22 protein-coding genes and 1 riboswitch are annotated in these 25,995 nt (G+C 48.7%); of the genes, 6 read left to right on the top strand and 16 right to left on the bottom strand.

What is annotated here, in order from left to right:
* Nucleotides 1-24 precede the first annotated feature (24 nt).
* The 5 genes from A4V09_RS03695 to A4V09_RS03675 form a co-directional block, all read right to left on the bottom strand.
* Nucleotides 25-285: a hypothetical protein gene (locus A4V09_RS03695; RefSeq protein WP_065541154.1), complete on the bottom strand. Its 261-nt coding sequence runs from the start codon at nt 283-285 to the stop codon at nt 25-27.
* Nucleotides 286-418: 133 nt separating this feature from the next.
* Entirely contained in the window at nt 419-1,051 is a 633-nt protein-coding gene (locus A4V09_RS03690) for a YesL family protein (protein ID WP_065541153.1), read from the bottom strand.
* A 24-nt stretch (nt 1,052-1,075) separates the two neighbouring features.
* The gene (locus A4V09_RS03685) at nt 1,076-1,909 is read right to left on the bottom strand and encodes a carbohydrate ABC transporter permease (RefSeq protein WP_065541152.1); all 834 of its coding nucleotides are present in this window, start codon (nt 1,907-1,909) and stop codon (nt 1,076-1,078) included.
* A 15-nt stretch (nt 1,910-1,924) separates the two neighbouring features.
* A complete protein-coding gene (locus A4V09_RS03680; RefSeq protein WP_084043774.1) occupies nt 1,925-2,818 on the bottom strand; it encodes a carbohydrate ABC transporter permease in 894 nt (297 codons plus the stop codon).
* Nucleotides 2,819-2,956: 138 nt separating this feature from the next.
* The gene (locus A4V09_RS03675; protein WP_065541151.1) at nt 2,957-4,315 is read right to left on the bottom strand and encodes an ABC transporter substrate-binding protein; all 1,359 of its coding nucleotides are present in this window, start codon (nt 4,313-4,315) and stop codon (nt 2,957-2,959) included.
* A gap of 282 nt (nt 4,316-4,597) precedes the next feature.
* Here A4V09_RS03675 and A4V09_RS03670 point away from each other — a divergent pair, with 282 nt between their 5' ends.
* Together A4V09_RS03670 and A4V09_RS03665 are read left to right on the top strand one after the other, a co-directional pair.
* Nucleotides 4,598-5,041, top strand: coding sequence for an AraC family ligand binding domain-containing protein (locus tag A4V09_RS03670; protein ID WP_198168569.1), 444 nt, complete (start codon nt 4,598-4,600; stop codon nt 5,039-5,041).
* A complete protein-coding gene (locus A4V09_RS03665) occupies nt 5,001-5,498 on the top strand; it encodes an AraC family transcriptional regulator (RefSeq protein WP_157123445.1) in 498 nt (165 codons plus the stop codon). Before A4V09_RS03670 ends, A4V09_RS03665 begins: the two co-directional genes overlap by 41 nt.
* A 51-nt stretch (nt 5,499-5,549) precedes the next feature.
* Here A4V09_RS03665 and xdhC read toward each other — a convergent pair whose 3' ends face one another.
* The 8 genes from xdhC to A4V09_RS03625 form a co-directional block, all read right to left on the bottom strand.
* Nucleotides 5,550-6,044: a xanthine dehydrogenase subunit XdhC gene (gene xdhC / locus A4V09_RS03660; RefSeq protein WP_065541150.1), complete on the bottom strand. Its 495-nt coding sequence runs from the start codon at nt 6,042-6,044 to the stop codon at nt 5,550-5,552.
* Nucleotides 6,037-6,930, bottom strand: a complete 894-nt coding sequence (gene xdhB / locus A4V09_RS03655; protein WP_065541149.1) for a xanthine dehydrogenase subunit XdhB — start codon at nt 6,928-6,930, stop codon at nt 6,037-6,039. Before xdhB ends, xdhC begins: the two co-directional genes overlap by 8 nt.
* Complete coding sequence (xdhA, locus tag A4V09_RS03650; RefSeq protein WP_065541148.1) at nt 6,923-9,325, bottom strand: xanthine dehydrogenase subunit XdhA; 2,403 nt, start codon at nt 9,323-9,325, stop codon at nt 6,923-6,925. The genes xdhB and xdhA overlap by 8 nt, the downstream gene beginning before the upstream one ends.
* Nucleotides 9,326-9,385: 60 nt before the next feature.
* Nucleotides 9,386-10,678, bottom strand: coding sequence for an amidohydrolase family protein (locus A4V09_RS03645; RefSeq protein ID WP_065541147.1), 1,293 nt, complete (start codon nt 10,676-10,678; stop codon nt 9,386-9,388).
* Nucleotides 10,679-10,748: 70 nt separating this feature from the next.
* Nucleotides 10,749-10,846: riboswitch (purine riboswitch) on the bottom strand.
* Between the two features lie 71 nt (nt 10,847-10,917).
* Nucleotides 10,918-12,099: a trimethylamine corrinoid protein 2 gene (locus A4V09_RS03640; protein ID WP_065541146.1), complete on the bottom strand. Its 1,182-nt coding sequence runs from the start codon at nt 12,097-12,099 to the stop codon at nt 10,918-10,920.
* Between the two features lie 27 nt (nt 12,100-12,126).
* Complete coding sequence (locus A4V09_RS03635) at nt 12,127-14,556, bottom strand: glycoside hydrolase family 31 protein (protein WP_065541145.1); 2,430 nt, start codon at nt 14,554-14,556, stop codon at nt 12,127-12,129.
* 14 nt (nt 14,557-14,570) lie between these two features.
* Entirely contained in the window at nt 14,571-15,404 is an 834-nt protein-coding gene (locus A4V09_RS03630; protein ID WP_084043423.1) for a carbohydrate ABC transporter permease, read from the bottom strand.
* The gene (locus A4V09_RS03625; protein WP_065541144.1) at nt 15,401-16,276 is read right to left on the bottom strand and encodes a carbohydrate ABC transporter permease; all 876 of its coding nucleotides are present in this window, start codon (nt 16,274-16,276) and stop codon (nt 15,401-15,403) included. Before A4V09_RS03625 ends, A4V09_RS03630 begins: the two co-directional genes overlap by 4 nt.
* A gap of 165 nt (nt 16,277-16,441) precedes the next feature.
* Between A4V09_RS03625 and A4V09_RS03620 the strand changes: the two genes are divergently transcribed.
* Entirely contained in the window at nt 16,442-18,250 is a 1,809-nt protein-coding gene (locus A4V09_RS03620) for a cache domain-containing sensor histidine kinase (RefSeq protein WP_065541143.1), read from the top strand.
* Complete coding sequence (locus A4V09_RS03615) at nt 18,243-19,001, top strand: response regulator transcription factor (RefSeq protein ID WP_065541142.1); 759 nt, start codon at nt 18,243-18,245, stop codon at nt 18,999-19,001. Before A4V09_RS03620 ends, A4V09_RS03615 begins: the two co-directional genes overlap by 8 nt.
* A gap of 66 nt (nt 19,002-19,067) precedes the next feature.
* On the opposite strand, the gene A4V09_RS03610 is transcribed toward A4V09_RS03615, so the two are convergent.
* Nucleotides 19,068-20,381, bottom strand: coding sequence for an ABC transporter substrate-binding protein (locus A4V09_RS03610; RefSeq protein ID WP_065541141.1), 1,314 nt, complete (start codon nt 20,379-20,381; stop codon nt 19,068-19,070).
* Nucleotides 20,382-20,707: 326 nt separating this feature from the next.
* On the opposite strand from A4V09_RS03610, the gene A4V09_RS03605 reads away from it, so the two are divergent.
* Together A4V09_RS03605 and A4V09_RS03600 are read left to right on the top strand one after the other, a co-directional pair.
* Entirely contained in the window at nt 20,708-22,594 is a 1,887-nt protein-coding gene (locus tag A4V09_RS03605) for a beta-N-acetylhexosaminidase (protein ID WP_065541140.1), read from the top strand.
* Nucleotides 22,595-22,722: 128 nt separating this feature from the next.
* Complete coding sequence (locus tag A4V09_RS03600) at nt 22,723-23,052, top strand: hypothetical protein (protein ID WP_065541139.1); 330 nt, start codon at nt 22,723-22,725, stop codon at nt 23,050-23,052.
* A gap of 103 nt (nt 23,053-23,155) precedes the next feature.
* Here the strand turns inward: A4V09_RS03600 and A4V09_RS03595 are convergent, their stop codons facing one another.
* Nucleotides 23,156-24,205 carry an NAD(P)H-dependent flavin oxidoreductase gene (locus A4V09_RS03595; protein WP_065541138.1) on the bottom strand — a complete coding sequence of 350 codons (1,050 nt, stop codon included), beginning with the start codon at nt 24,203-24,205 and terminating at the stop codon, nt 23,156-23,158.
* Between the two features lie 18 nt (nt 24,206-24,223).
* Nucleotides 24,224-25,981: an acetyl-CoA carboxylase carboxyltransferase subunit alpha gene (locus A4V09_RS03590; protein ID WP_065541137.1), complete on the bottom strand. Its 1,758-nt coding sequence runs from the start codon at nt 25,979-25,981 to the stop codon at nt 24,224-24,226.
* Nucleotides 25,982-25,995: the final 14 nt, after the last annotated feature.

Raw genomic sequence — 25,995 nt, 5'->3', positions numbered from 1 at the left:
ATTGAGATTATACCGTAAGGTTTTCTACTTTTCAAGTGGGGAATCATGATTTTTCCCTTTAAGCGGAAAATAAATTTGATATTCCTCATACCCCACCTGACGGAGCGGAACAAACCGGATGCCTGTGTCCTGCCCGATGGTCTTATATGTATTCTGCCAGTAAGCCCACTCCCTCTCATTGTCACTGACCAGAACCTGCTCCGGTTCCTGCGGATCCACGTACAAGGTGCGCTCCTCCCCGCACAGCCCGGCCAGCACCACAGGTCCGTCCAGAAAAGCAGCCATATCCGGCCTGCCCGGCAGATGATCTACATGGATTCCTTTCGGGATCGGCGGCGTACCAACTCAGGGTCAAAGACTTTGACCTGACAGCCTTTTGCCATTTTTAATTTACTCATATTTCATCTCCAATCTTATTTTACTGCTCCGCGTACCAGCCGCATTTTTCTGTTTCAGGCGTGTAGCGAATCAGAATTTTTTCCATAAAAACAGAGAATAACAGTGTTCCCACAACAGGAAGGCAAAAAGCGGACAAGGGGATATACCACATGACCACCGCACACAATACCACAGTCAGGACCATGAGGAGCGTATACGGAAAATGTTTTACCATTAACCCGGCAGAAAACCGCAGTATCTCAAAACATTTCATACTGCATCTGGATAGAACGGGAAATGCATAACATCCAATGGATAATACGGCAAAGGCCAGGCATCCATAAACTGTTGTGGTAAAAAACCGGAAACTCTCATCCCTGATCGCTGCCGCAAATATAAAATTCATATAGAATAATAAAATCCCCAGCAGATACAGGACCCAGATACCCAATGCGGGAAAAAAGTTCATTCTGAATGCATGAAAAAATGTCCTGGTCACATATCCCCTGTTCTTTCGGACCGCTTTCACCGATGTGTAGTAAAGGGCCGTGGTGGATGCCCCTATGGTCACAACCGGCAGACAGCAGAGAAACCACAGGAGGCTGAGCCATAAGATATCCGTCACCTTGCCAATCCCTGCCATAACCGGGGAATCATATTCCATAAAACTCATCGTATCATCTCCCTTTCCTGTATATCAGTCTTTCATTCCCGACATCATAACACCTTTTACAAAGGCATCCTGGGCGCATAAAAATGCGATCAGCACCGGCAGTACCGCGATCACTGAGGACGCCATGAGCACAGGCCAGTCCGTGGAATACATGCCCTTCATGCTGGCAAGTCCCAGAGGCAGCGTATATTTTCTGGCGTCATTAATGTAAATAAGCGGTGTAAAATAATCGTTCCAAACATTCATAAAACAGAAAATACACAGCGTGGCAATGGTGGACTTTGCCATGGGAAACGCAATCCTTAAGAATGTCACAATGGGATTGCAGCCGTCAATTTTGGCAGCCTCCACCAGCTCATTTGGCACAGTGATAAAAAACTGCCGCATAAGGAACGTTCCGAAGGCAGAAACAGATGCAGGAAGCATCAGGGACCACAGGGTGTTCACCAGCCCATACATAGACATCTGCAGGAAGTTTGTGATAACCGTTACATGGAACGGGATCATCATAGTTGCCAGATACAACGTAAAAATTTTATCCCTGCCCTTAAAATTCATCTTCGCGAACACATAACCTGCCGTGGCAGATGTAAACACCTGAAAAAACACAACCCAGGCAGACACTTTTACACTGTTCAGGAAATATGCGAAATAATCAAACCTGCCGGAAATCTGCGTGTAATTTTCCCACACCAGACGCTCTCCAAACAAAGTCGGCGGGAATACAAACACTTCCCCAAGACTTTTAAAAGATGAAGACAGCATCCAGAAAAAGGGAACCAGCATGATCACAGACCCCAAGATCAGGATCAGATGAGCTGTCACTTTACCAATCAGCTTTTTTTTCTTATTACTCATGACCCGATCCCCCCTCTAATAAATTTCCCGCATGTTCTTTTCCATGCGCATATTGAACACTGTTATGATCATAACAATGAAAAACAGCAGATACGCGATCGCACAGGCATAGCCCAGTTTAAAATACTGGAAGGCATTCTGATACAGATAATGTACCAAAACAGAGGAAGAACGTCCCGGCCCGCCCTTTGTCATAAGCATTACCTGGTCAAATACCTGGAAGGAGCTGATAATGGACATGACAAAAATAAAGAAGGTTGTAGGGCGCAGCATAGGCAAGGTTATATACCTGAACTGCTGCCATTTATTTGCCCCGTCCAGTTCTGATGCTTCATAATAACTGGTGGAGATGCCCTGGAGTCCTGACAGGAAAATGATCATATTGTAGCCTGCATTTTTCCATATCCCCACGATCGCCAGGGAAATCAGGGATGTGGAACTGTTTAACAGCCATTTTGGCCCCTGAATCCCAAACAGGGATAACACGTAATTCAAAATACCGTAGTCCGGGTTATAAATCCACTGCCACACAATGGCAACAACAACCATGGATGTAATTGCCGGAAGAAAAAACGCCGCCCTGTAAAATCTGCGGAATCCGATCTCACGGTCCAGCATAACCGCCAAAAGCAAAGAAAAACACATGCCGATAGGTACGGTGATCACTGTATAAATAATGGTATTTTTCGTTACTTCCCAGATAATAGGGTCTTTTGCCATGTTAATGTAGTTCTGAAGCCCTATAAATTGGGGCGTTGTCAGCATATCATATTTCGTAAAGCTGAGGACCAGGGTTGCCACCACCGGTATCAGCATAAATAACAAGAATCCGATCACATTTGGAGCCAGCATGAGCCAGGCCCATTTGCTGTCATCCTTTAACTTACTTATTTTCTTTGTATTTCCCACTCTTACCCTCCTGTCCCAGACCGGTACTGCGGTGCGTAAATCTGTTCCCGATTCATGACACACGCAGTGCCAGACACCTGTCCGCATAAAAATGCATCCTGCACAAAGCAGTGTGCAGGATGCATCAAATTTTACCACTTACTGCTGTAATGCGTCTTGAATTGCCTCGTCGATTCTGGTATCCATATTCTCTAATGTCAAATCAATATCCTGGTCCTGTTTAAAGTACATATCCGTCTCTTCCGCAATAATATCCCTTGCCTGTGAGGTGAGCTGTAAGGCTGTGGGGTCAACAACTGCATCTTTGAAATATGTAAGCATCTGTTTGTAGCTGTCCCCATGTACTTTCTCATCATACCACTGTGCCACTGCGTCATCCTCATACATAGAATAGCGGTTGGGCATCCACAGTCCGCTCTTTACAAGTGCTCCCTGATAATCCATTCCAGACAGGAACTGAAGGAATTTCCAGGCCTCCTCTTTATGTTTGCTGGTATCTGAAATACAATGCAGATGGGCCTGCCCTGTGGTTAGCACTTTTCCGTAAGACGGAAGGGGAGCCATCCCAATATTCATATCGGATGCAGCCAGCTCCTGAAGGGACCAGGAACCATCCACCAGCATCGCTACTTTACCTGTCTGAAGCATCTGTTTTGCGGACATTCCCACAGCGTCTAAGGTGGAAGCATCCGGCGCGGAACCGTCCTCCGTACGGATCGCCTTGATGGTCTCAAACACTTCTTTGTTCTCCGGGGAGTTCATTGTGCTCTTGGTGTAATCTTCATTGTATCTGGTCCCCCCGTTTGAAAGGAGCTGTGCGTTCAAAGTATCTGCCACCGTTTCCAGTCCGTACACACCGTATATATCATCTGATGTGAGCTTTTTCGCAATATCCCTGAATTCCTCAATGGTCCAGCAATTCTCCGGGTCTGCACTGGGATATTCCAGTCCTTCTGCGTCAAATACATCTTTATTGTAGTAGACTATGGGAGATACGGTACAGGATGAGATCCCATACACATGCCCGTCCACCTCCATGATCTGGCGGGAGGAATCTATGAAATCATCCAGCGGATAATTTTCATCAAACTGATCTGTAATATCCCACAGTGCCCCTTTTGAGACAATGGTACGGTAACTCTCCGCTGCCACGAACATAACATCCGGCAGGGAACCGGCGGCTGCCGAGGAAAGCAGTTTTGCATTGTATTCAGAACCGGCAAGTCCAGGTGTATAATTTACCTCTATATTAGGGTTCTCTTTTTCAAAAGCCGCAATGCCGTCCTTCACGGCCTGGGTTTCCAGAGGGGACGCCTCCCACCCCATAAAGGTAAGTTCCACCACACCATCTTTTGACTCTCCACCCGGATCAGAGGAAGCATCTGTACTGCCTGCCTCACCGGAGCCGTCCGGTCTGGACGGCGCACCACAGCCTGTTACAGCCGCTGCTGCCATTGCTGCTGCCAGAGCTAACGCCATGATCTGTCTCTTTTTCATGTTATAAACCCTCCTGATCTATCATTCTTATTATCAGTTCCTCTGCTTGCAAGCGCTTTTTTATTTGATGACATTATGTTACCATACTGAAATTCTCAAACAACGTACAATACACAAGAAAAAGTGGTCATTTCCAATTATCTGCCATTTTCCCTGTTCATAGTCTGCGATTTTGTGATACTATAAAACAAGACAAGAGTGTGTTTGAAAATTGCTTTCGGCAAAATGGGGCGTGCAGATTTGTGGGAATGCATTTTCAAACACACTCCAGGAGGGGATACCATGCTCTATTTTATTTCTGATGCCAGCAAACCGGTGGAATATATCTCCTGCGGCAACCTGGCAAGCAAAGATGGTTTTGTACACCCAAAAAGAAACATTGATTCTTTTGTTTTGATCATTGTAATAAAAGGGACCCTGCACATTACCCAAAACATGACAAATTATGACGTGAGGGAGAACGAATTCATCCTGCTTTTTCCTGATACGCTCCATTACGGATACCGTCAGACAGAGGGGGAACTGTCTTATTACTGGGTGCACTTCTATGTAAAAGACCCGGATTATTCCATCTATAACAGGGGCAGTCTTCTGAGGAACCGCCCTATTTTCAAGGAATCTACAGATATCACTTCTACCCCCCCCCAGGGAAAATTTTCTACTTCCCGAATACGGGGAGTTATCTGTGGAGAAGCGTTCACGGCTTCTCTTCGTGCAGCTTCTTGATATTGCCAAAAGGGAAAATTATATGCCCACATGGCGGTGCCACTATGCTCTGAACCTGCTCCTCATGGAAGCTACAAATGAATCTTTCCAGATCAACCGTTTTCTGGATTCCAGCGTTCCCGTCCATGTTCTGGATGTCATAGAATGGATCCGCACCCATTACGACCAGCCGCTCAGCGTAGCTTCCATTGCGGAACAATTCGGGTATCATCCCACTTATCTGACCAATATTTTCAAGAAATACACCGGATATCCCATTCTCACATATGTGAACCGTACACGGATCGCCGTGGCAAAAAATCTGCTCACCAACCGTACCCTGTCTATTTACCGGATTGCGGATATGTGCGGGTTCTCAGATGAGAAATATTTTATGAAGCTGTTTAAACGCTATGAGGGGATCACCCCCACGCAATACAGAAAGGCCTTTCATCAGAAAAAGATCAATCTGACATAAAAAGGGGGACACGCTGCCTGTATGCAGACGTGTCCCGCTGAAACATTTTTATTAAATTCTGTTACTGTTCACTGTCCGGTAAGTCTCCTCCACGATCCGTTCCATGGCATTCAGAATATTTTCATATCCTGTACAGCGGCACAGATGACCGGATATGAGCTTTTTCAGTTCCTCTCTGCTGTATCTTTTCCCTGTTCCCACGATCTCCACAGCGCTCATAATGAGACCCGGCGTGCAGAAGCCGCACTGGACTGCCGCCTCCTCCACAAAAGCTCTCTGGATGGGGGAAAGCTCCCCGTCTCTGCCCTTTAAGCCCTCAACCGTCATGATATGCTTTCCCTCTGCCCACATGGTCAGATAAATACAGGAATCAATTGCCTCTCCATCCACTAAAACGGTACAGGCTCCGCACTCCCCCACTTCACAGCCCCGTTTTACACTGGTAAGTGCCAGCCGGTTTCTCAGTGTATCCAGAAGTGCTTCCCTGTCATCAACAGCCAGTTCTGTCTCCTTGCCGTTGACCGTCATGGTTATGATCTTAAGCATCCGCCTCACCTCCCGCTGCTTTTTCTATGGCTTCTTTTGCAGTACGCACAGACAGCTCACGCACAAGCTGAAGGCGGAATTCCCTGGATGCGCGCCAGCTTGAACGGGGTGTCACCTCCGATACTGCCCCTTCCCGTATCCTCTCGTATAATTCCGGGTTTGTTATATCCATGCCTTTTACCCTTTTCTCCGTCTGATAACAGCGTATGGGTGTAGGCGCAGCCACCCCGAACCCCAGCCGGAAGTCTTCCATTTGTTTTTTATCTTCACTTAATTTCACATGTACCGCACAGCCCAGGGTGGCGATCTCCATAGCATTCCGTTTTCCATATTTAGTATAATGCCCGTAAAATCCTTCGTAGTTTTCCCTGGTGATTTTAATAGCGGTAAGAATCTCTGCGTGTTCCCGTACCGTCCGGCCCGGACCGGTATAAAACTCTGTAACAGGCACCTTTCTCGTGCCCTCTTCACCTGTCAGTTCCAAAACCGCGTTCAGCGTAAAGAGAACCGCGGCGCTGTCCGCGCTGGTCACACCGTTACAGACATTTCCCCCAATGGTTCCTATATTCCGTATCTGGGGGCCTCCCACCTGGTCCACAGCCCAGCCAAGTGCAGGAATATACTGCCGGATGACAGGGTCATAGGTGAGGTGGGAAAATGTGGTGGCAGGACCAATCACAACGGTCCCGTCCCCCTCCATCCTGACCCCATTCAGAGCCGGAATCCCATGGATACTCACAAGTGAACAGCCGGCAAGTTTTCCTTCCCTGATTTTGATCAGCACATCACTTCCGCCGGAGATCACTACGGCATCCCTATCTGCCTCAAGCGCTCTCACAGCGTCTTTTACATCTCTGGCCTGATAATATTTTTCAATGTCATACATGTGTCCCGCCCCCTTTCACAGCACCCTTTTCTCCCCCGATCAGCCCCTCTTTCAGAAACCGTTCCACCAGTTTCTGGGGTGACAGAGGCAGGGAATCAAAAGGGATCCCCGTGGCATGAAGCACTGCATTCCTGATAGCCGGAGCCACCGGAATAGCCGGCGGTTCACCCAGGGCTTTGTTTCCGAAAGGACCTGTAGGGTCATCTAATTCCACAAAATCCATATGCAGCCCGGGGGTATCCATGGCTGTGGGTATCTTATAGTCCAGCAGGTTGGCATTCAGCGGTCTTCCTGTCTTCCCGTCCACCAGCAGTTCTTCACTCAGGGCATACCCCATGCCCATGCTCATCCCTCCGTGTACCTGGGCTCTGGCAAGGCCGGGATTTATCAGTTTCCCGCTGTCGTGCACATTGATAATATCCAGCACCCGGATTCTGCCAAGCGGCATATCCACTTCCACCTCTGCAAAACAGACGCCTGAAGCAAAGGAATTTTCTTTGCAGTGGCTGGTGGTCTCCGCCGTGATATGCACCGATTTTTCCAGGCTGTAAAGCGCTTCTTCCGCCAGTTCCGCAAGGGAAAGCAGGACCTCCCCCGAAGCTTTGTCAATTACCTGATCTTCCTTTATATTCAGCATCTTCCAGGCCGTAGTCTCTGTACTTTTGCCGGATGTTCCAGAATCCTCCGCTGCGGCTGCCGGCCCATCTTCTTTTGGCAGTTTCAATTTAAATGCCGCATATTCCAGTATTCTCTGTTTGAACAATTCACCTGTCTTTTTAACCGCTTTTCCGCTCACATATGTCTGTCTGGAAGCATAGGCCCCCGTGTCGAAAGGTGTGGTATCCGTATCCTGCACGGTCTCAATATGTATCCTGTCCTCCGTGATCCCGGTGACCTCTGCCGCCATCTGGGTAAACACCGTATCAGCACCCTGACCGATTTCTGTCGCCCCCATGAAAAGCTGCATGGAACCGTCCTGATTCAGGACCATACGGCAGGATGAAGTCTCAAGGGAGATGGGATAAACCCCTGTCTTATAATTGAAAATCGCCATCCCCACGCCTCTTCTCACAGGCCCGGACTGCTTTTCATAAGTCTTCCTTTTCTCCTCCCAGCGGATATAGTCCTTTCCCTTTTCAATACAGGCTTTCAGTCCGTAAGAATGGAACGCAATGCCCAGATGAGGGTCAATGTATCCCTCTTTCACACAATTTTTCAGCCGGAATGCCAGAGGATCCATGCCCACTGCATGGGCGAGATCATCCGCCACACACTCGGTCACAAAATCCCCCTGCGGAATCCCGTATCCCCGCATGGCTCCGCCTGTCATCAGGTTTGTGTAGACCGTGTAGCTGTCAGATTCCAGAACCTTCTCATCCCGGTAAAGCTGTTTAAAAATATTGGCCGCGTTGGCTGCAATGGCGTGGGCATGGGATGCATATGCACCCTGGTTGGAATATGCCACATATTTCCGTGCTACCAGTGTGCCGTCTTCCCGCACTGCACCCTTGATCTTCCAGGTAAATGCATGGCGCACACGGGTACAGCCAAGGGTCTCCTCCCTGGACAGTTCCAGCCTGACGCCGTGACCGCCTGTCTGGGTACATAAAAATGCGTTCAGAGGCTCGTAAAGCACATCCTGCTTGTTGCCGAAACCGCCTCCTATATAAGGCTTTATCACCCGGATCTGACCGACGGGGATCCCAAGAGCCTGACTGACCACCCGTCTCACAATATGGGGGATTTGGGTGGAGGTCACAATAACGATCCGCCCTTTCTCCATATAGGCATAGGAAACCGGCACCTCTATATGGCAGTGCTGAACCGGCTGGGTTCTGTATTCCTTTTCTATTATGGTCAGACCTTGCTCTTTTACAGCCTCTTCAAAGCTTTCGTCTCCCAGCACAAAACCGGTGTGTGCGATCACGTTTCCCGGCTTCTCCTCATGCAGAAGAGGCGCGCCCTCTTTCATGGATGCCTCCGGATCCAAAATCACCGGGTATTCTTCATACTCCACTTTGATCTTATCCGCTGCCCGCCTGGCTGCGATCTCATCCTCCGCGATGACAGCCGCAATATCATCCCCGTACATGCGAACCCGTCGGTTTAACAGCTTTCTGTCCTTGATATCCTGGTGCGCCTTCTCCACGGACCAGGGGTGCCCCGGTGTGGGAAACTGGATATCCGGCACATCAAAACAGGTGACGATCTTTATCACACCGGGTACCTTCAAAGCATCCTCCAGATCAAAACTTTTTACCCATCCGTTCCCAATGGTGCTGTGCACCACTTTTGCCGTATACAAATTCTGCGGCATCAAATCTGCCGTGTATTTCGCCTGACCCGTGACCTTCTCCCAGGCGTCCACACGATTCATTGAACTGCCAACTCCCATACATCATCCCTCTTTTCCGGCGGTGAACAGCCAGTATCTCCTGTACACCGTATAAAATAATTAAATGATCCTTCTCCCTGCCGCATATTTCCCGGCTATATCCCTGTCATCTGACAGATATACCACACGCTCCAGACGCTCTTTCAAAGACAGTTCCCTGGGCGTCTCCAATCTGGTGTCATCCACGATCACCGCGTCAAATTCATATCCTTTTTCAAAGCTTCCCACCTGTCCAAAGAAGGCACCGCCTCCCTTTGTACCCATATAAAACACTTCCTCTACCATGAGCGGCTTTTGTGTTTCATCCAGCAGCCGCCAGCGGAGTTTGGAAGCCTGCACAGCCCCCACCATCACCTGAAACAGGGAGAGCACATGGCCCCCGGCAATATCACTCCCCAGTCCCACGCGTATGCCTTCCTTAAGATATCTCCGAATGGGTGCGGCCCCGGAAGACAAATCCGTGTTGGAGTGAGGACAATGAGCGGCAAAGACTTGGTTTTTCTTCATAAGTGCGATCTCTTCCTCCGTAGGATGCACACAGTGTGCCATGACAGCCGGATAGGTTCCCCCGAACATGCCGAACCGCTCATACGCATCCCCGTAAAAAGAAGACCAGGGGCAAAGCTCCTTCACCCATGTGATCTCTCCTTTATTTTCAGAGAGGTGGGACTGCACCGGAAGGTCATATTCCCTGCGGATCTCACTCAGCATTTCCATCAGACGGTCCGAACAGCTTGGAATAAACCGGGGGGTAAGGATTGGTTTTACATTCTTGTATTTCCCCTTTACTTCCCTCAGCCACAAAAGGGTGTCCTCCGCGGATTTTTCCGGGCTGTCCTCACAGAGATAGTCCGGCGCATTCCGGTCCATATTTACTTTTCCCACCATTGCCTGCAGACCTGCCTCCTCCAGCATATCCATCAAGAGAATGGTAGCCGGAACATGGCGTGTGGCAAAGATACAAGCCCTGGTGGTTGCGCTTTTTTTCAGATCTTCTGTAAAAATACGGTATGCTTTTTGGGCATATTCCATATCCCCGTACCTGCCCTCCTCGGGAAATGTCCTGGTATCCAGCCACTCCAGAAGCTCCATATCCATGCCAAGCCCTGTAAACGCATACTGGGGTGCATGCAGGTGCAGATCCACCAGCCCGGGAAGGATCAGCGCATCCCCGTAATCTGTCAGGGGATACTCTTTGTAATCATCCGGCAGACTCTCAAATACGCCCTGGCAGATGCCGTCCCTGCATACCAGATATGCATGGGGGATTGTAGTTACTTCTTTTTCGGTCTTGCTGTAGCAGATATTTCCTTTCAATATAAAGGTATCTGCCTTTTTTCCCTCTTTTCTCATGTCACTTCCTCCTATATGAGGAGCCTTTGCCAACAATAAAAAACCAGCCACCAAAGCCAGACTGCAAAGCCCCCAAGATCAGGGGACTTATAGTCAGCTATTTCGGTAGCTGGTAGAAACGTTCAACCCGCATTATGAACATATATAAGTCCTGTTTTCACCGTATTACTACGGCGAACTACTATTATCAGTATAGTATACACAGGTGTAAAAGTCAATATTCATGAAACAGGATTCTTTCAATTGCCAAATGTGCCCTTTACATCACTCCAGTGTTCATCCGCGTAAGCCAGCAGTGTCTGTGCCTGTTCCATAGACATCTCCGGGAAGAGGAGGAAAAGGCTGTGGGAGCCGTATTTCTGTACAATTCTGTCTACATTTTTTATCCAGTCCTCAAACTCTCCGGAATAAACCTTGATCCACAAGGATTTTCCTGCTGCCCTTGCTTTATCGTAAATAACATCCCAATCCTCAAGTGTTCCGTCCGGGCCTGCATCGCCGCTGGTCCACTGGAGGGCAGAAATGCCTTCCACCTCCAAAACAGCGTCCAGATGTTTGATGGCATCCGGTCCGTCCAGATGATAGAGCACCTGGTCTGCCTTTGCTGCCTGGTTTCTCAGCGGCTCCAGGATAAAATCCCTGAAATTTGTGGGAGACATCATGGCTGAAAAATCACATTGCAGTTTTACCGTCCGGCCCGGCCCCCAAATCTGGAATACGGTATAGGCATTCCCCCCCTGGGGATCCTTGATGATCTCATAAAATCTGTCATAATATTCATAGTAAATTTTCTCTATCTGTTTTACTCTCTCCTCAATGATCTCCGGTTCGTCGATCATATCGTACAGTATATCCTGTGCACCCCGCAGAGATGCCAGCACATCTATATTTTCCATCAGATCCGGCATGTCGATCAGGAAATCATCCCCAACCAGTTCTTTGCACCGCTTCACAAATTCCAGATGCTTTTGAAACCATTTGCTGTCCGGGTCATACTTAAATTCCGGCACATCCTCCCAATCCTCCAGGCAGGATTTGAACCATACCGTGTCCTCCTTAAATCCAATATCCGAGCCAAGATATGCCGCCAGGGAGCCGGGGCCGAAATCCACGTCCAGATTCGGGAAGCTTTCTCCTAAAAATTCATGGGTTTCGCAGAATTGACGATACCTTGCAACCACTCTGTCCGCATCCAAATACTTGTCATCCATGTCCTTCCACTTTAATTCTTCCGGCAGGTTATAGTATTTCCCCTGGCAGATGACGTCACGGCAGCCGCCCTCCACCGGTTTTCCTTGGGAATACGGCTCAATCTCTGGCTTTCTTGCGATCACGCACATGAGCGGCCTTCCTGTGTTCTGCTGTTTCCAGTAATTTTTAAATTTCTCCCGGGTCTGTTCCCAGTTCTCCTTATACATCATAACTTCTTTCCTCCATCTTCCTGTTTTCTACAGGGAAACCTTCATAGGTTCCCCTTTGTAAATAAATTCTTTTCTTATCCCGCTGCACACAGCCACGCATTTTCTGTGCTTTATACTCTGCAGAAAGTCGTATTGCGCTGCCCCTATTTCCAGAAGTCTTTCCCCGTCCGTCCACTTAAGGGAAATCCGGTTGCATCTGCCCTGTTCATAGTCATATCCGTCCCCTGCATCCTCATAGAGGGTGAAGCAGACATCCCTGCCCGGATAGATATGGAATTCTAACGCACTGTCCACTTCCTCCTGGGCATAGGTAAGCCCCCGTTCCATAGGAAGAATACTGCCGGCTTTCACAAACACAGGGATAGACGAGATATCCGCTTTTGCCTCTATCCACTGCCCTCCCTCATAATAGTTTCCATCCTGCAGACCATACCACCCTGCACCTTTGGGCAGATAACACTTCCAGGTCTTCTCCCTGTTTAAAGGCCTGCTCTCCTTCTCATAGTACATAGGCTCCGTCACAGGACAGATCAGCAGACTGCTGCCAAACATAAACTCACGATCCACCCTCCCTGCTGTCTTATCCTGGGAAAAATCAAAGAGCAGGCTTCTGAGCATGGTATAATCCTCCCAGTAAACCATTCCGGCCAGGGAGTAAATATATGGCATCAGGCGGTATCGCAGATGCAGTGCTGAAAGAAGCGCGTCGTAAAACATCTCCCCCGGTTCCCCAAAGTTCCAGATTTCTCTGGGGGTGTCTGTGCCGTGTGAGCGGAACATAGGCAGAAATGCGCCGTACTGAAACCAGCGTACATACAGCTCCCGGTATCCCAGGTCCCTGACTCCCTCCTCGTAATCCCCCTTCCAGAACCATTTGGGAGCCGGGTCCGTGTTACAGCTGCATCCCCGGTTCTGCCATTTTTCCCTGACGGTGAAGAATCCTCCGATATCCAGCGTCCAGTAAGGCATTCCACTCATACAGAAATTCAGTCCCTCTGTGATCTGTATTTTAAAATTCTTCCAGGTGGCACATGTGTCCCCTGACCATAAAACCGTGCCGTACCGCTGGGAGGAGGCATAGCCGGAACGGGTTAGATTTAATACCCTCTTATCCGGTGCCGCCATTCTCTGGTTTTCGTAAATTCCCTTTGCGTGGGCTGCAGCGTAAAGGTTTGCCTTTAAAGGCCCCAGAAATTTTTTATGTTCTCCCCCTACCAGTGCGTACCGCTCCCAGGGTTCTCTTAATTCTCCTCCATTCCAGTCCGCCCCGCTGAAAGGCTCTGTGGAATCACACCACCAGGAATCAAATCCGCCAAAGAACAAATCCTTTTCCGCCTGCTTCCAGTACATTTTCCTTGCTTCTTCCTGAAATGCATCATAGGTGGAAAGGTCGTGTAGCAGGTATCCCGCCTCCTCAAATTCTTTATGGTTCTCTGTTCCCCCATTCATATTCGGCCAAACTGATACCATGGTGTGCACATGCATCCTGTGGAGCTCTTCCATAGCTTGAGGCAAGTCCGGATACCGGGTCTTATCCACCACTTTATTGCCCCAGCAGCCATCTTCCCAGGTAAGCCAGTCCTGTACAATACAGTCCAGGGGCACCTTTCTTTTTCTGTATTCCTTTGCCACATCCACAAGTTCCTGCTGGCTTTTATAAGCCTCCTTTGACTGTACATAACCGAATGCCCACTTAGGAAGCATGACCGCTTTGCCGGTCAGCGTCCGAAAGCCCGACACAATCTCATCCAGGGTATCACCTGCAATAAAATAATAATCGAGCTGTTCCACAGTATCCAGAAACAGATAGGAACCTCTGGCATCATCCCCGAATGTCATAAGGGAACCGCAGTCAGCTAAAATGCCATATCCCCTGTCTGATACCAGAAACGGTATGGGTATACGCATATTATGCTGGTAGAGGTACTGGACATTCCCTCTGTAGTCGTAAATGCCTTCCTCCCCCTGTCCCAGCCCGTGGATCTGCTCCTCGTCCTGCCAGGAAAAATACAGTTTTGCTCTGTATGCCATATGGTCCGTACGGGGCGCCAGGTTTTTCACAAAGCTTCTCTCACCATCCACGGTCTTTACCCGCTCAATGACCGGCTTCTCTTTACCTGTGGAATACACTTCCACAGGGGTATCCGACAACTCCTGCCCGCTCAGTTCCAATAGAAGCGTTCCGTCCGGCTTTCTAAATGTGAACTGCCCGGTCTTTTTACAGATCTCCAGACTGGCTTTTTGCGCCCGGATCCGCAGTCCGTCCCCCTCCCCGCTGACTTTCAGAGGAGGACATGAGGGCCGTCTGATAGTAAGGGCTGACTCCTGCAGAATCCTGTCCTTTTTCGTATACACACAGCGCAGTATTTTAGGACCGCATCCCTGGATAAAAAAACGTCCGTCTTCTGTGAAGATCACTACACCGTCATCTGTCTTTTCATAGCTTGTTATTTTCATCTTTTTTCTCCTTCTCAGCCTTTGACAGCTCCGGCCGTCTGTCCGCCCACAATGTATTTCTGACATACCAGATACATGATGATAACCGGCGCACAGGTCAGCAGAATGTCAGCGCAGATCAGGTTCCAGCTCTTCTGGAACTGTCCGAAAAAGTTATAAACCGCCAGTGTCATCGGCCATTTTGTGGAAGAATTCAGGAAATACAAGGGCATTACAAACTCATTCCAGTCGTTCAAAAAACACAGGACACCTGCAGTCACCATTGCCGGTTTCAGCATGGGAAGCACGATTTTGAAAAACAGCCTTCCCGGCCCGCACCCGTCTATGACAGCCGCCTCATCCAGCTCCACAGGTACCTTGCCTACAAATCCGTATATGAGGAAGACCATAAACGGAAGCTGCACCGCCACATACAGCAGGATGATCCCAATACTGGTATTGTTCAGGTGTGTAATCTGCATGACTTTCATGAGTGCCACATAGTTGATCGGAATCACGATCCCCAATACCATGTACATGTAAAGAGCCTGATTGCCCTTGCCGCTTCTTCTGGAGAAAACATAAGCTGCCATGGCTGCCAGAAATACCGTGATGAGCGTTGCGCTGCACGCATACAGCATACTGTTAAAAAAGCTGGTAAGAAGCTTTCCCTTTTCAATGACCACTGCAAAGTTGGTAAATACCCACTCGGTGGGAAGCTTTAAGGTCATAGTCATGGCCTCCGCATCTGATTTGAATGCGTTGATGATGATCAGAAACAGCGGAATGAGCATGATCAGGGAAATGATCCATGACAAAATATTTTTCAGTATACTGTAAATCATTTTCTTTGTCTTGTTGTTCATCATTCTTTCACCTCATTTCCGGTGAGCACCCGGATCATAAAGAACCCGATGATCACCATAAATACGAACATAATGGAGCTGATCGTGGTTCCCACCGCGTACATACCCTGGGAGAACTGTTTGAACACTGCTGTGTACATCACCTCTGTAGTGTGGCCCGGTCCTCCGTTTGTCAGGGCATACACCATATCGAAAACCTTCAGGCCATACAGCACATTCAGCACAAGAGTGACTGCCAGTGTAGGCCTAAGCAGCGGCAGAGTGATTTTTGTGAACTTCTTAAATCCGCCTGCCCCGTCAATGCCTGCAGCCTCGTAATAGGTAGTGGATATGGATAAAATACCCACGATCAGGATGGTCATAATATACCCGGTCCCTCTCCAGACATCCACGCCCATAACAGAGAAAAATGCGATCTTAGGGTCTGTGAGCCATTTCTGGGTCATCCCCTCCATACCGATAGTCCTCAGAAATTCATTGAGAAGCCCTGTCTTGGGATTGAGGATGGAAGTAAACACAAGGCCAATGATCAGGATAGAGAGTACAGAGGGCATGTACATAACACCTCTGTGGAAATTTTTCAGTTTGATGTCTTTTGAGAGGGCCAATGCAAATATAAGCGCCAGGCCTGTCTTCATCACTGTAGTCACAACTGTAAATAAAAGCGTGTTTCCTATGTACTTCATATAGTTTTCACTGCTTCCCAGAATCTGCCTGAAATTCTCCAGCCCTACGAAATGCACTTCCGTGGAATAGGATGACCAGTCTGTAAAAGAATACCCGATACCGACCAGTCCGGGCAGCACATAAAGCGCTGAATAAATAAGTAAGGCTCCAAGGGCAAAATACCATGGATAAATTTTTGACTTTTTCACTAAAATACCTCCCTGTTTTCCTTTTGATACTGTAATCTTACCTCTTAATCCCTTTCCCTCACATGGGCAGGAATAATCAATTTATGTATTTTTTTAACCATATATTGACATTCCTTCAGCAAATGTGCCATACTTCTTCCAGTGATCATTTTCAAGGGAGTGCATATGAAAAAAAAGAACAAATCACCTAAGAGCATTGAGAAAATCCTCAGAAAAAGTTTTCTTGCCACCATGCTGTTCGTGCTTTTATCCGCCACAGCCGTCTTTGTTGCCGTTCAGTATAAAAGCATGAAATCCAGCATAACCAGCAGTATCCAGCAGACCTGCTCCTCTGTGGCAAAGGATGTGGACCTGCAGATCGGACAAATGGATACTGTCAGCATAAATGTGCTGTATTCCCATCTCATCAAAGATACTTTTGAAAATTATTCCAACCCGGACAGCACATTGACACAGTACATGAAAACCCAGGCGGCATCCATGCTCACCGGGCTTTTGACCTCCATCCGCGGGGCCAACAGTACGGTCCGGCAGATAAACCTTTATAACCTGGACCGGGGCTGCTTAGGCTCCGGCAATTACATGGGCTATCAGGATATTAAAACCTCCGGGCAGGACTGGTATGCGCCCACCATGGAGCGTGACGGGCACCGTTATGTGGCCCCTCCGTCCCGCAATGCGTTTCTCTCCACCAGCAGCGGAACCAGCGAAGACCGGTACTATCTGTCCCTGTACCGCCTCTATTTCAACAACTACCGGAAGCCAGCCGGCATTGTGGAGGTTATGCAGTATTATGACACCACATTTGAGCGGGCTTACCACCCGGACAGCAGCTACAACATTAAACTCGTAGTGTATGACCCGGATGGAAATGTGCTCTTTCCCCTTTCAGAGGCATCTGAGGATCTGTTTGATTATTATGGCAGCCGTGACGGCGCCTCCAGAAAGACTCTGAAAAACACCATAAGCGGAAGAAAAGAATATGTATACTACAGCGATATGGAATTAAGCGGCTTCACCACTGCCGTAGCCGTGGAGGAATCCCAGGTATTTGCGCCTATTTTCAGGAACCTGATCCCTATCCTCCTGATCGTGGCATTGATGGTTTCCCTTTGTTATCTCATTGCCTACAAGCTGTCCCAGAGACTTGGGCGCCCATTGATACATATGTATGAATATCTGTCGGATGTGGATTTTGTGGACCACTGGAAAGGGCTTCCCGTGGAAGATTCCCATGTACGGGAAATAGACAAGCTGCGGGATTCCCTGAATGAATTCCAGGAGCGGCAGAAAAATACAGTCCACTCCATGATGCTTTTAAAGGAACAGGAGCTTCAGTCCCAGATGCTGGCTCTCCAGTCCCAGATGAATCCTCATTTTCTCTACAATTCCCTGGCTACCTTAAGCGCCATGGCGGAGGAGGGCATGACCGGTGAGATCAGCCAGATGTGCATGGACATCACTGCTATTCTGCGCTACATATCTTCCAACAAGCAGACCGTCTCAACCCTGGAAGATGAACTGGAACACGCGATCCGCTACTTAAACTGTCTGAAGCTTCGTTTTGGCCGGGCTCTGACCTTTGATGTGGATGTGGAGGATGAAATGCTGGAAATCACCATGCCAAAGCTCTGCATTCAGCTATTGGTTGAAAACGCGGTCAAGTTTACCACGCAGAGCACACCACCTCCATGGCATATTACCATTGAAGGCTTTATGGATATGACCGAGTGGTGCGTATCCGTAAAGGACAACGGCACAGGATTTTCCAGGGAAGTCATTGACTCTCTCCAGGAGAAAATCAATGAGATCCGGAAAAGCGGCCTGCTCCCCAGTCTGGAACTGGACGGCATGGGGCTTATGAATATTTACATACGTTTTTACCTGACTTACCACGCTGTATTCATTTTTAATCTGGGCAATCTGCCGGAAGGCGGAGCTATTGTCACCATAGGAGGAAAGATCAATGATTAAAATATCTCATTTTAATATTATGCTGGTGGAGGATGAGATTCTGCTCATGCAAAGCCTGGCGCGCCATATCGAGAAGCTGGATATGGGGTTCCATGCTGCCTGTCAGACCACCAACGGCCAGGATGCACTGAAACGGCTGGAAAAGGAAAATATCCATCTGGTCATCACAGATATCCGCATGCCGGTCATGGACGGCCTGCAGTTAGCCAAGGAGATCCATCTGAAATATCCAAGTATCAAGACAGTCATCCTGTCCGGCTACGCGGAATTTGAATACGCAAAAGAAGCTCTCTCCCAGGGCGTCATAGATTACCTTCTGAAACCAGTGGCTGCAGACCAGCTGGAAAATACACTGAGCAAGGTAAAACTGGAACTGGAAAAGACTTATGAGCTGGAGGAGGACACTTCCCTCACAGGGCAGAATGCCGCCCAGGTGGTGGAATACGCCTCGCTGTATCTAAAGGAGCACTATATGGATGATGTGGATTTCAGCATCTTCTCCCAGAAGCTTGGCTTCAGTTCCGCCTACCTGACAAAACTGTTCAATAAATACAAAGGCTGCACCCCTTTGAAATATCTCACGGACATACGCATCCATCAGGCCAGGGATCTTCTGCTGAACACAGACCTGACTATCCGGGAGGTAGGGGAAAAGGCAGGCTATCCCGACCAGTTCCATTTCAGCAAAACCTTCCGCAAGACAACCGGGACCAGCCCCTCTGCCTTCCGCAGCCAGTCTGAGGAGCATTAGCAAAAAAGTGCACCGCCAAAGTAGTTTCCATTTGGCGGTGCACTTTTTTATTTGTCTTATTGTTTTTTAATTCCAGGCTTCATCTCCGGCTGCCTTAGCCTGCGTCTCACGTCTGGAGTCGATTGCCTGCAGAACTTCCTCTGACGTCATATCCCCGATAAACATGGATACCATATCCTGTCCGATATCGCCCCACTGAGGGTTCAAATATTTTATGACATCCTGGAATACCACACCCTGCTTTTCAAAGGAATCCAGAAATTCCTGGGTATAAGCACTGTAAGCCGGAGTCTGTCCCAGTTCATAGGGGAGATTCTCCACCTTTGCCTCCTTGTCGATCATGTGCTGCACGCTTTCTTTCTTCGTGATATATTCCAGATACTGTTTTGCCTCGTCCACATGTTTAGATCCGGAATAAATGAACCGGGACGGTCCGCAGGGATGTACATTCAGTACGTCATTGTCCAGGGTTGGAATCAGGAACATACCGAAATCATCCTCTGTGTAGGCACCGTCAGAAGCTGCCGCTATCTCGGCGATGGTTCCTGGTTTTGCCATACTCATGGCAAATTCGCCGGCGCCCAGCGCCACAGGCAGGTCTGCATACTCGTCAGACAGATAGTTATCTCCGAAATATCCCTTGTCAGCCAGTTCTTTTACCTGGTCCAAAACAATCTTAAACTCTTCCACATCTGCAAACTTTGTCTCATTATTGTTCAGCTTGTCTGTAATACCGGGAAGCAGATCTTCGTATTTGCCGCCGATTTCACAGAACCACATAACATGGTGCCACCCGTCACCCGCACACTCATAAAACGGTGTGATGCCTTTGTCCAGAAGTGTCTGGCAGATGCTCTCAAATTCAGCAAAAGTTGTTGGCTCTTTTAAACCATTTTCTTCAAATATCTTCTTGTTATACACAACATAAAAATCTGTCGTGGTATCAAAATATGTAGCTCCGTAAAGCTTTCCGCCCACACTTGTCTGCTCTTTCGCGAACTCATCATAATTGGCAACCCACGGCTCACCCGAGAGCTCCACTGCATTTTTCTCGATGCTGTACTGAGATACCAGGTCATAACTTCCTGACTGACCGCCGAAAATATCGGGGCCTTCACCGCTGTTCAGTTTTGTCATCAGCAGATTATAATACTGGTCTGAGGGAACGATCTGATAATCCACCTTGATTCCTGTCTCCTCCTCGAACTTCTGCCCCAGCTCCATCTCCGCGTCATAGACCCAGTCCTGGCTGGCCATGATCGTCAGCGTGGTGTCTGATTTCTTCCCGGAACCATCCGCTTCTGCCTCTTTGCTGCCGGAATCACCACTGCCCCCGCATCCTGTCAGCATGGCTGCCGACATAACCCACATAACAAACATACTGCCAATTTCTTTTTCATTTAGGAATACCTCCCTTGGATTTGATAGTTAAAGTATAGCAATCCCCCTGTATTTATACCATGTGTGTTCTTTCCTTGTTTTTGTCATTTTTTAACTCATTTTTCCTATAATGTACGCCATCCTTGTATATTTTGTCCAGTATCCCCTATCCGGCCTTGTACACATTTGTTATATCGTTCCTGATTTTGCAGATTCTTTCGTTGACTCCTGCCTGAAACTCCTTTACAATGAAAGAGCACTGCGAATAATAAAAACTACGCTTCGCAGGTTTTCTATTACGATGAATCACGAAAAGGAGACTGCATATGGAATTTTTTAACCTTGCATGTATAGACCCGTCCCTGATGCCCGGAGCTGTATGTGCCGTGGAATATCTGGAAGAAAACATGACCGGGGGATCCCGTGTAAAAATACTTGCAGAAAAAGGCGGCAGCGGCCTGTCCGTCCGCCTGGACCGGGATTTTGCCAGCATTACATACAGTAAAACTTCCGAGTTTTTCCGGGGCCTGGGTTTTGTAAAGGAATGGATAACGGAAAACCGCACCAGTGCTGCCAGGGAAGAACATCCCGTCTTTGAACATCTCACCTATATGGCTGACTGCTCCCGCAATGGGGTATGCCGCCCTGATCATCTGAGACGGCTCATGGTCAAACTTTCCCTGATGGGATATGACCGCCTAATGCTCTACACAGAGGATACTTACCAGGTGGAGGGCTATCCTTACTTCGGCCATTTCCGGGGCAGGTACAGCAGACAGGAACTGCGGGAACTGGACGAATTTGCCGCCTCACTGGGCATTGAAATGGTTCCCTGCATCCAGACATTGGCCCACTTAAATGCCATTTTCCGCTGGCCTGCCTTTAAACAGGTACACGACACGGGAGATATTCTCCTGTGCGGAAGCGACGATACCTATAAATTGATCGAAGCTATGATACGCACCTGGTCTGAAACCTTTAAAAGCCGTGTGATCAACATTGGGATGGATGAAGCGGAGATGATTGGCCGGGGCGCTTACCTGAACCAATTCGGATATGAGGAACGTATTGACATCATGGAGCGCCATCTGCACCGCGTCCTTGAAATCTGTGAAAAGTATGGATATACTGCCATGATGTGGAGTGACATGTTTTTCAAAATGATCTCCGGCGGAGAATATTACGGAAAGGAATTTCATATCACAGAGGAGATCAAAAAGAAAATCCCACAAAATGTGGAACTTCTCTATTGGGATTACTATTCCAGAGATGAAAAGACCTATGACCAGATGATGAAATACCACAGGGAACTGGCCGGAAACGTGGGCTTTGCCGGCGGTGCCTGGAAATGGAACGGATACGCGCCGCTTCTGAACCACAGTATGCAGGTCTCCCGCCTTGCCCTCAGGCAATGCCAAAAACACGGCATAACCAATGTACTGGTAACCGGCTGGGGAGATGACGGCGGTGAGGCATCCCAGTCTGCCGTTCTGCCTGTGCTCTCCCTTTTCGCAGAGTATAATTATGCGCAGACGGTAAATGACTGTGATCTGGCCCCGCGCTTCCTGGCGTGTACCGGGGCTGTGCTGGAGGATTTCCTGAAGCTGGACCTTCCTAACCTGACACCCGATAATCCGCTGCCAGGAAAGATGAGTGCAGCCCCTGCCAGATATCTGCTGTATCAGGATGTTCTTATGGGTATCTATGACTGCCATGTGGATATGAAGTCCTTTAAATCCCATTACCGACACTGTGCCGAAGAACTCCGGGCGATCGCCCAAAAGGGCGGGGAGTACGCCTGCATGTTCCGCACACTGGCACTCCTAAGTGAAGTGCTGGCAAAAAAAGCCACCCTTGGACTTGAAGCAAAGGCAGCCTATGACGGGGAGGACAAAGCCGCGCTTCTGCAGACTGCGGATATCTGCATCAAAACTGCCGGGCTGGTGGAACAGTTTAAACACGCATTAAAAGACCAGTGGTTTCAGGAAAATAAGGCCTTTGGCTATGAGGTCCTGGATATCCGCTTAGGCGGTCTGATGGAGCGCCTTAAAAGCTGTGCTGCCCGCATGGCGGATTATGCGGAAGGAAAGATCACCTGCATAGAGGAACTGGAGGAAGCGCGTCTTCCCCTGCTTACAGATGACAAAGGACAGCCCCTCTCCCCCGTCTGCGATAATATCTGGCGTGAGATGGTGACTGCCTCTGTGATGTAAACTGTTTACATATATTTATACTCTTAAATATTTAGAAAATTTGATTTTTCTTCCATTTGATCATTGACTATTGTTTCTAAAAGATTTAATATAAAGATAACAAATAAACGTGGAAAGGGGTGTTCATAATGTTGGAAAGATTGATTATCACTTTGATTTTTGCTACTGGATTCCTGTTAGTCTGTTGGACTTTGATGGAATACTGGCTTCGTTCTTCCAGACGCACAACAGAAACGGGGTTACGCGATAAAACCATTTTAGTGATCGGCCGGTTCTGCCAGGCCATTCAGCAGAAAAAGAACTTCCGCCACATCTGGATGGTAGAAGAATTCGGAAGTGCACACCTGAATCCTCTTCACAGTACAAAAAGCACTGCAGAGGCAGATGAACACACTGAGGGCAGAGAACAGGGAAGCAGATACCACGAGAAAAAATTCAAGATGAAGGTCAACATGTGAAGCCTTCATAAAATAGATCCTCTTTTAGAGGCCCGGTCCGATGCTATCGGCCGGGCCCCTTCTATTTCTCATAAATTCATAAACACACAGATCTGCACCGTGGTCAGCTAAGTTCTTCCATAATCTCTTCCACTGTCTCTATTTCATGGGAACGGTATGCATTGGAACCGCAGAACAAAAGTGCGTCCTCCACCCGTCCCTTCGCTGCATTGACCAAAGCCTGCGTGATACAGTATGGTATCTCTGCTGGTTTGCAGGTAACAATACAGTGGTAACAGTGTTCAATCCTGCATTTCTCAGTCTTCACCCTGTCCATAAAAGGATTTTTGATAGCTCTTCCCGGCATTCCCACAGGACTCTGTACAATACAGATATCCTCTTTCTGTGCGTTCAGATATGCCTCCTTGTATTCCGGCGCTGCATCACACTCTTTGGTGGTCACAAAGCGGGTTCCCATCTGTACCCCGTCCGCGCCCAGCGAAAGTGCATGGTCCATATGCGCCCTGTCATATATGCCGCCCGCTACGACCACAGGAATCTTTTTGCTGCATGTTTCCCCGTATTCTTTCACCTTCTCTATAATAGAAAGGATCACTTTATCATAGGATTCATCGGTGAAGGTATCCAGCTCTTCCCTGGAAAATCCCAGATGGCCGCCTGCTTTTGGACCCTCGATGACAACCAGGTCCGGTGCTTTCTTATATTTTCTGTCCCACATACGGCAGATGACATTCAGGGATTTCAGGGAGGACACAATAGGGGCAATCTTTGTTTTGGTACCCTCCACATATTTGGGAAGGTCTATGGGCAGTCCGGCTCCTGAGATGATCAGATCCACCCCTGCCTTCACTGCTGTCTTCACATATTCCTCATATCTCTGGGTGGCTACCATAATGTTCACGCCAATGATACCGCCTTTTGCAATTTCCCTGGCTTTTCTGATCTCCTTTTCTATGGCCCTGTAATTTGCCTCAAAAGGGCGTTTTCCAAAATCCGGCTCCCGCCATCCAATCTGTGCAGTGGATATCACACCCACACCGCCGCAGGCAGCCACACTGCCCGCCAGGCCGGAAAGGCTGATGCCCACTCCCATGCCGCCCTGTATCACAGGGATTTTAGCTGTCAAATCACCTATAACTAATGGTTTCCTCATATTCTAACTCTTTCTGGCTCACATTTTTCTGAATCTCTCGTACCGGAGGGCTGCCAGCTCTTCCGGTGTCTTTCCTTCCATCTCTGTAAGGAACTGGTGCATCCGGTTCTTCATATCCTCTGCGATCTGAGGCAGATTCTGCGCGCAGGCAGGCGTATCCTCCATGATCACATGCTCAATGATCCCCAAATCCTTCAAATCTCTGGCTGTGATCTTCATGACCTCTGCCGCTTCTTTTGCTCTCTTGCTGTCCTTCCAGAGAATGGATGCAAATCCCTCCGGTGAGAGAACGGAATATGTGGCATTTTCCATCATCCAGACTTCATTGCCTACCCCCAGAGCCAGCGCACCGCCGCTTCCGCCTTCGCCGATGACAATACTCAGCACCGGTACTTTCAAAGCAGACATTTCCAGCAGGTTTCTGGCGATGGCCTCCCCCTGCCCTCTCTCCTCCGCCTCAATTCCGCAGAACGCCCCCGGCGTGTCAATAAAATTAATGATAGGGCGGTTAAATTTTTCTGCCTGTTTCATAAGACGCAGTGCTTTTCTGTATCCTTCCGGGGACGGCATACCAAAGTTTCTCAGAATATTATCCTTGGTGTTTCTCCCCTTCTGTACACCGATCACTGTTACCGGCTGCCCGTCCAGCACTGCCAGACCTCCCACAATGGCGCCGTCATCCCGAAATGCCCGGTCTCCGTGCAGTTCCATAAACTCTTCAAAAATAGTTTCTATATAATCCAGACTGGTGGGACGTTTGGAGTCCCTTGCAGTCTCCACGCGCTCCCAGGCAGTCATATGCTTTTCCTTATTTCTGTGCCTGCGCCTTTTCTCCTCTTCCCCTGCTGCTTCCGGCAGGGTGATCCTGGTGAACTGGCAGTAACCGTTCTTTCTCTCATGAAATTTAACAAGACCGGACAGCGTCTTTTTTAACAGATTTCTGGTCACGATCCCATCAATAATACCGTGCTCCACCAGAAATTCCGCTTTCTGGAACCCTTCCGGCAGCTTCTGCCCAATGGTCTGCGCAATAACCCTTGGGCCTGCAAAACCGATCAAGGCTCCCGGTTCGGCCAGGATCATATCACCCAGCATGGCAAAGCTGGCTGTAACGCCCCCTGTCGTCGGGTCTGTGAGCACCGGAATATAGAGAAGACCTGCCTCGCTGTGCCTTTTGATGGCAGCGGATGTCTTCGCCATCTGCATCAGAGATACCATACCCTCCTGCATTCTGGCCCCGCCGGAACAGCAAAACAGGATGACCGGCAGCTTTTCCTCTGTGGCCTGCTCAAAAGAACGGGTGATCTTTTCTCCCACCACATATCCCATGCTCCCCATGAGAAAACGGGCGTCACAGACTCCCAGCACAACCCTGGTGCCGTCAATCCTGGCCTCTCCGATGCGGATGGCCTCCTCCAGATGGGTCTTTTCCTGCTGTTTTGCGATTTTCTCCTCATACTCCGGATAGTCCAGGGGATTAAAGGCATGAAGCCCTGTACACCATTCTTTAAAAGACCCCTTATCCGCCACCAGGCGGATTCTGGTCTTAGCCTTGATCCGGAAATACCCCTTGCATTTGGGACATACAAAATCATTTTTTACAACGTCTTCCTTGTATAGAAGTTCTCCGCACTTCGGGCATTTCACCCATAAACCTTCCGGAACGGAGGGTGTATTTTCACTGCCGGACGTCTCTTCCCCGGACACTTTGCTCTCCTCAGTCTCCGGCTCCTGCACATTAGTAGTCTTCTTGAATAAATCCTTTAATCTGGACATATCTGCCTGCTCCT

The organism is Blautia pseudococcoides, assembly GCF_001689125.2.
Lineage (GTDB): Bacteria > Bacillota > Clostridia > Lachnospirales > Lachnospiraceae > Blautia > Blautia pseudococcoides.
This window is presented reverse-complemented; position numbering and strand designations above follow the sequence as displayed.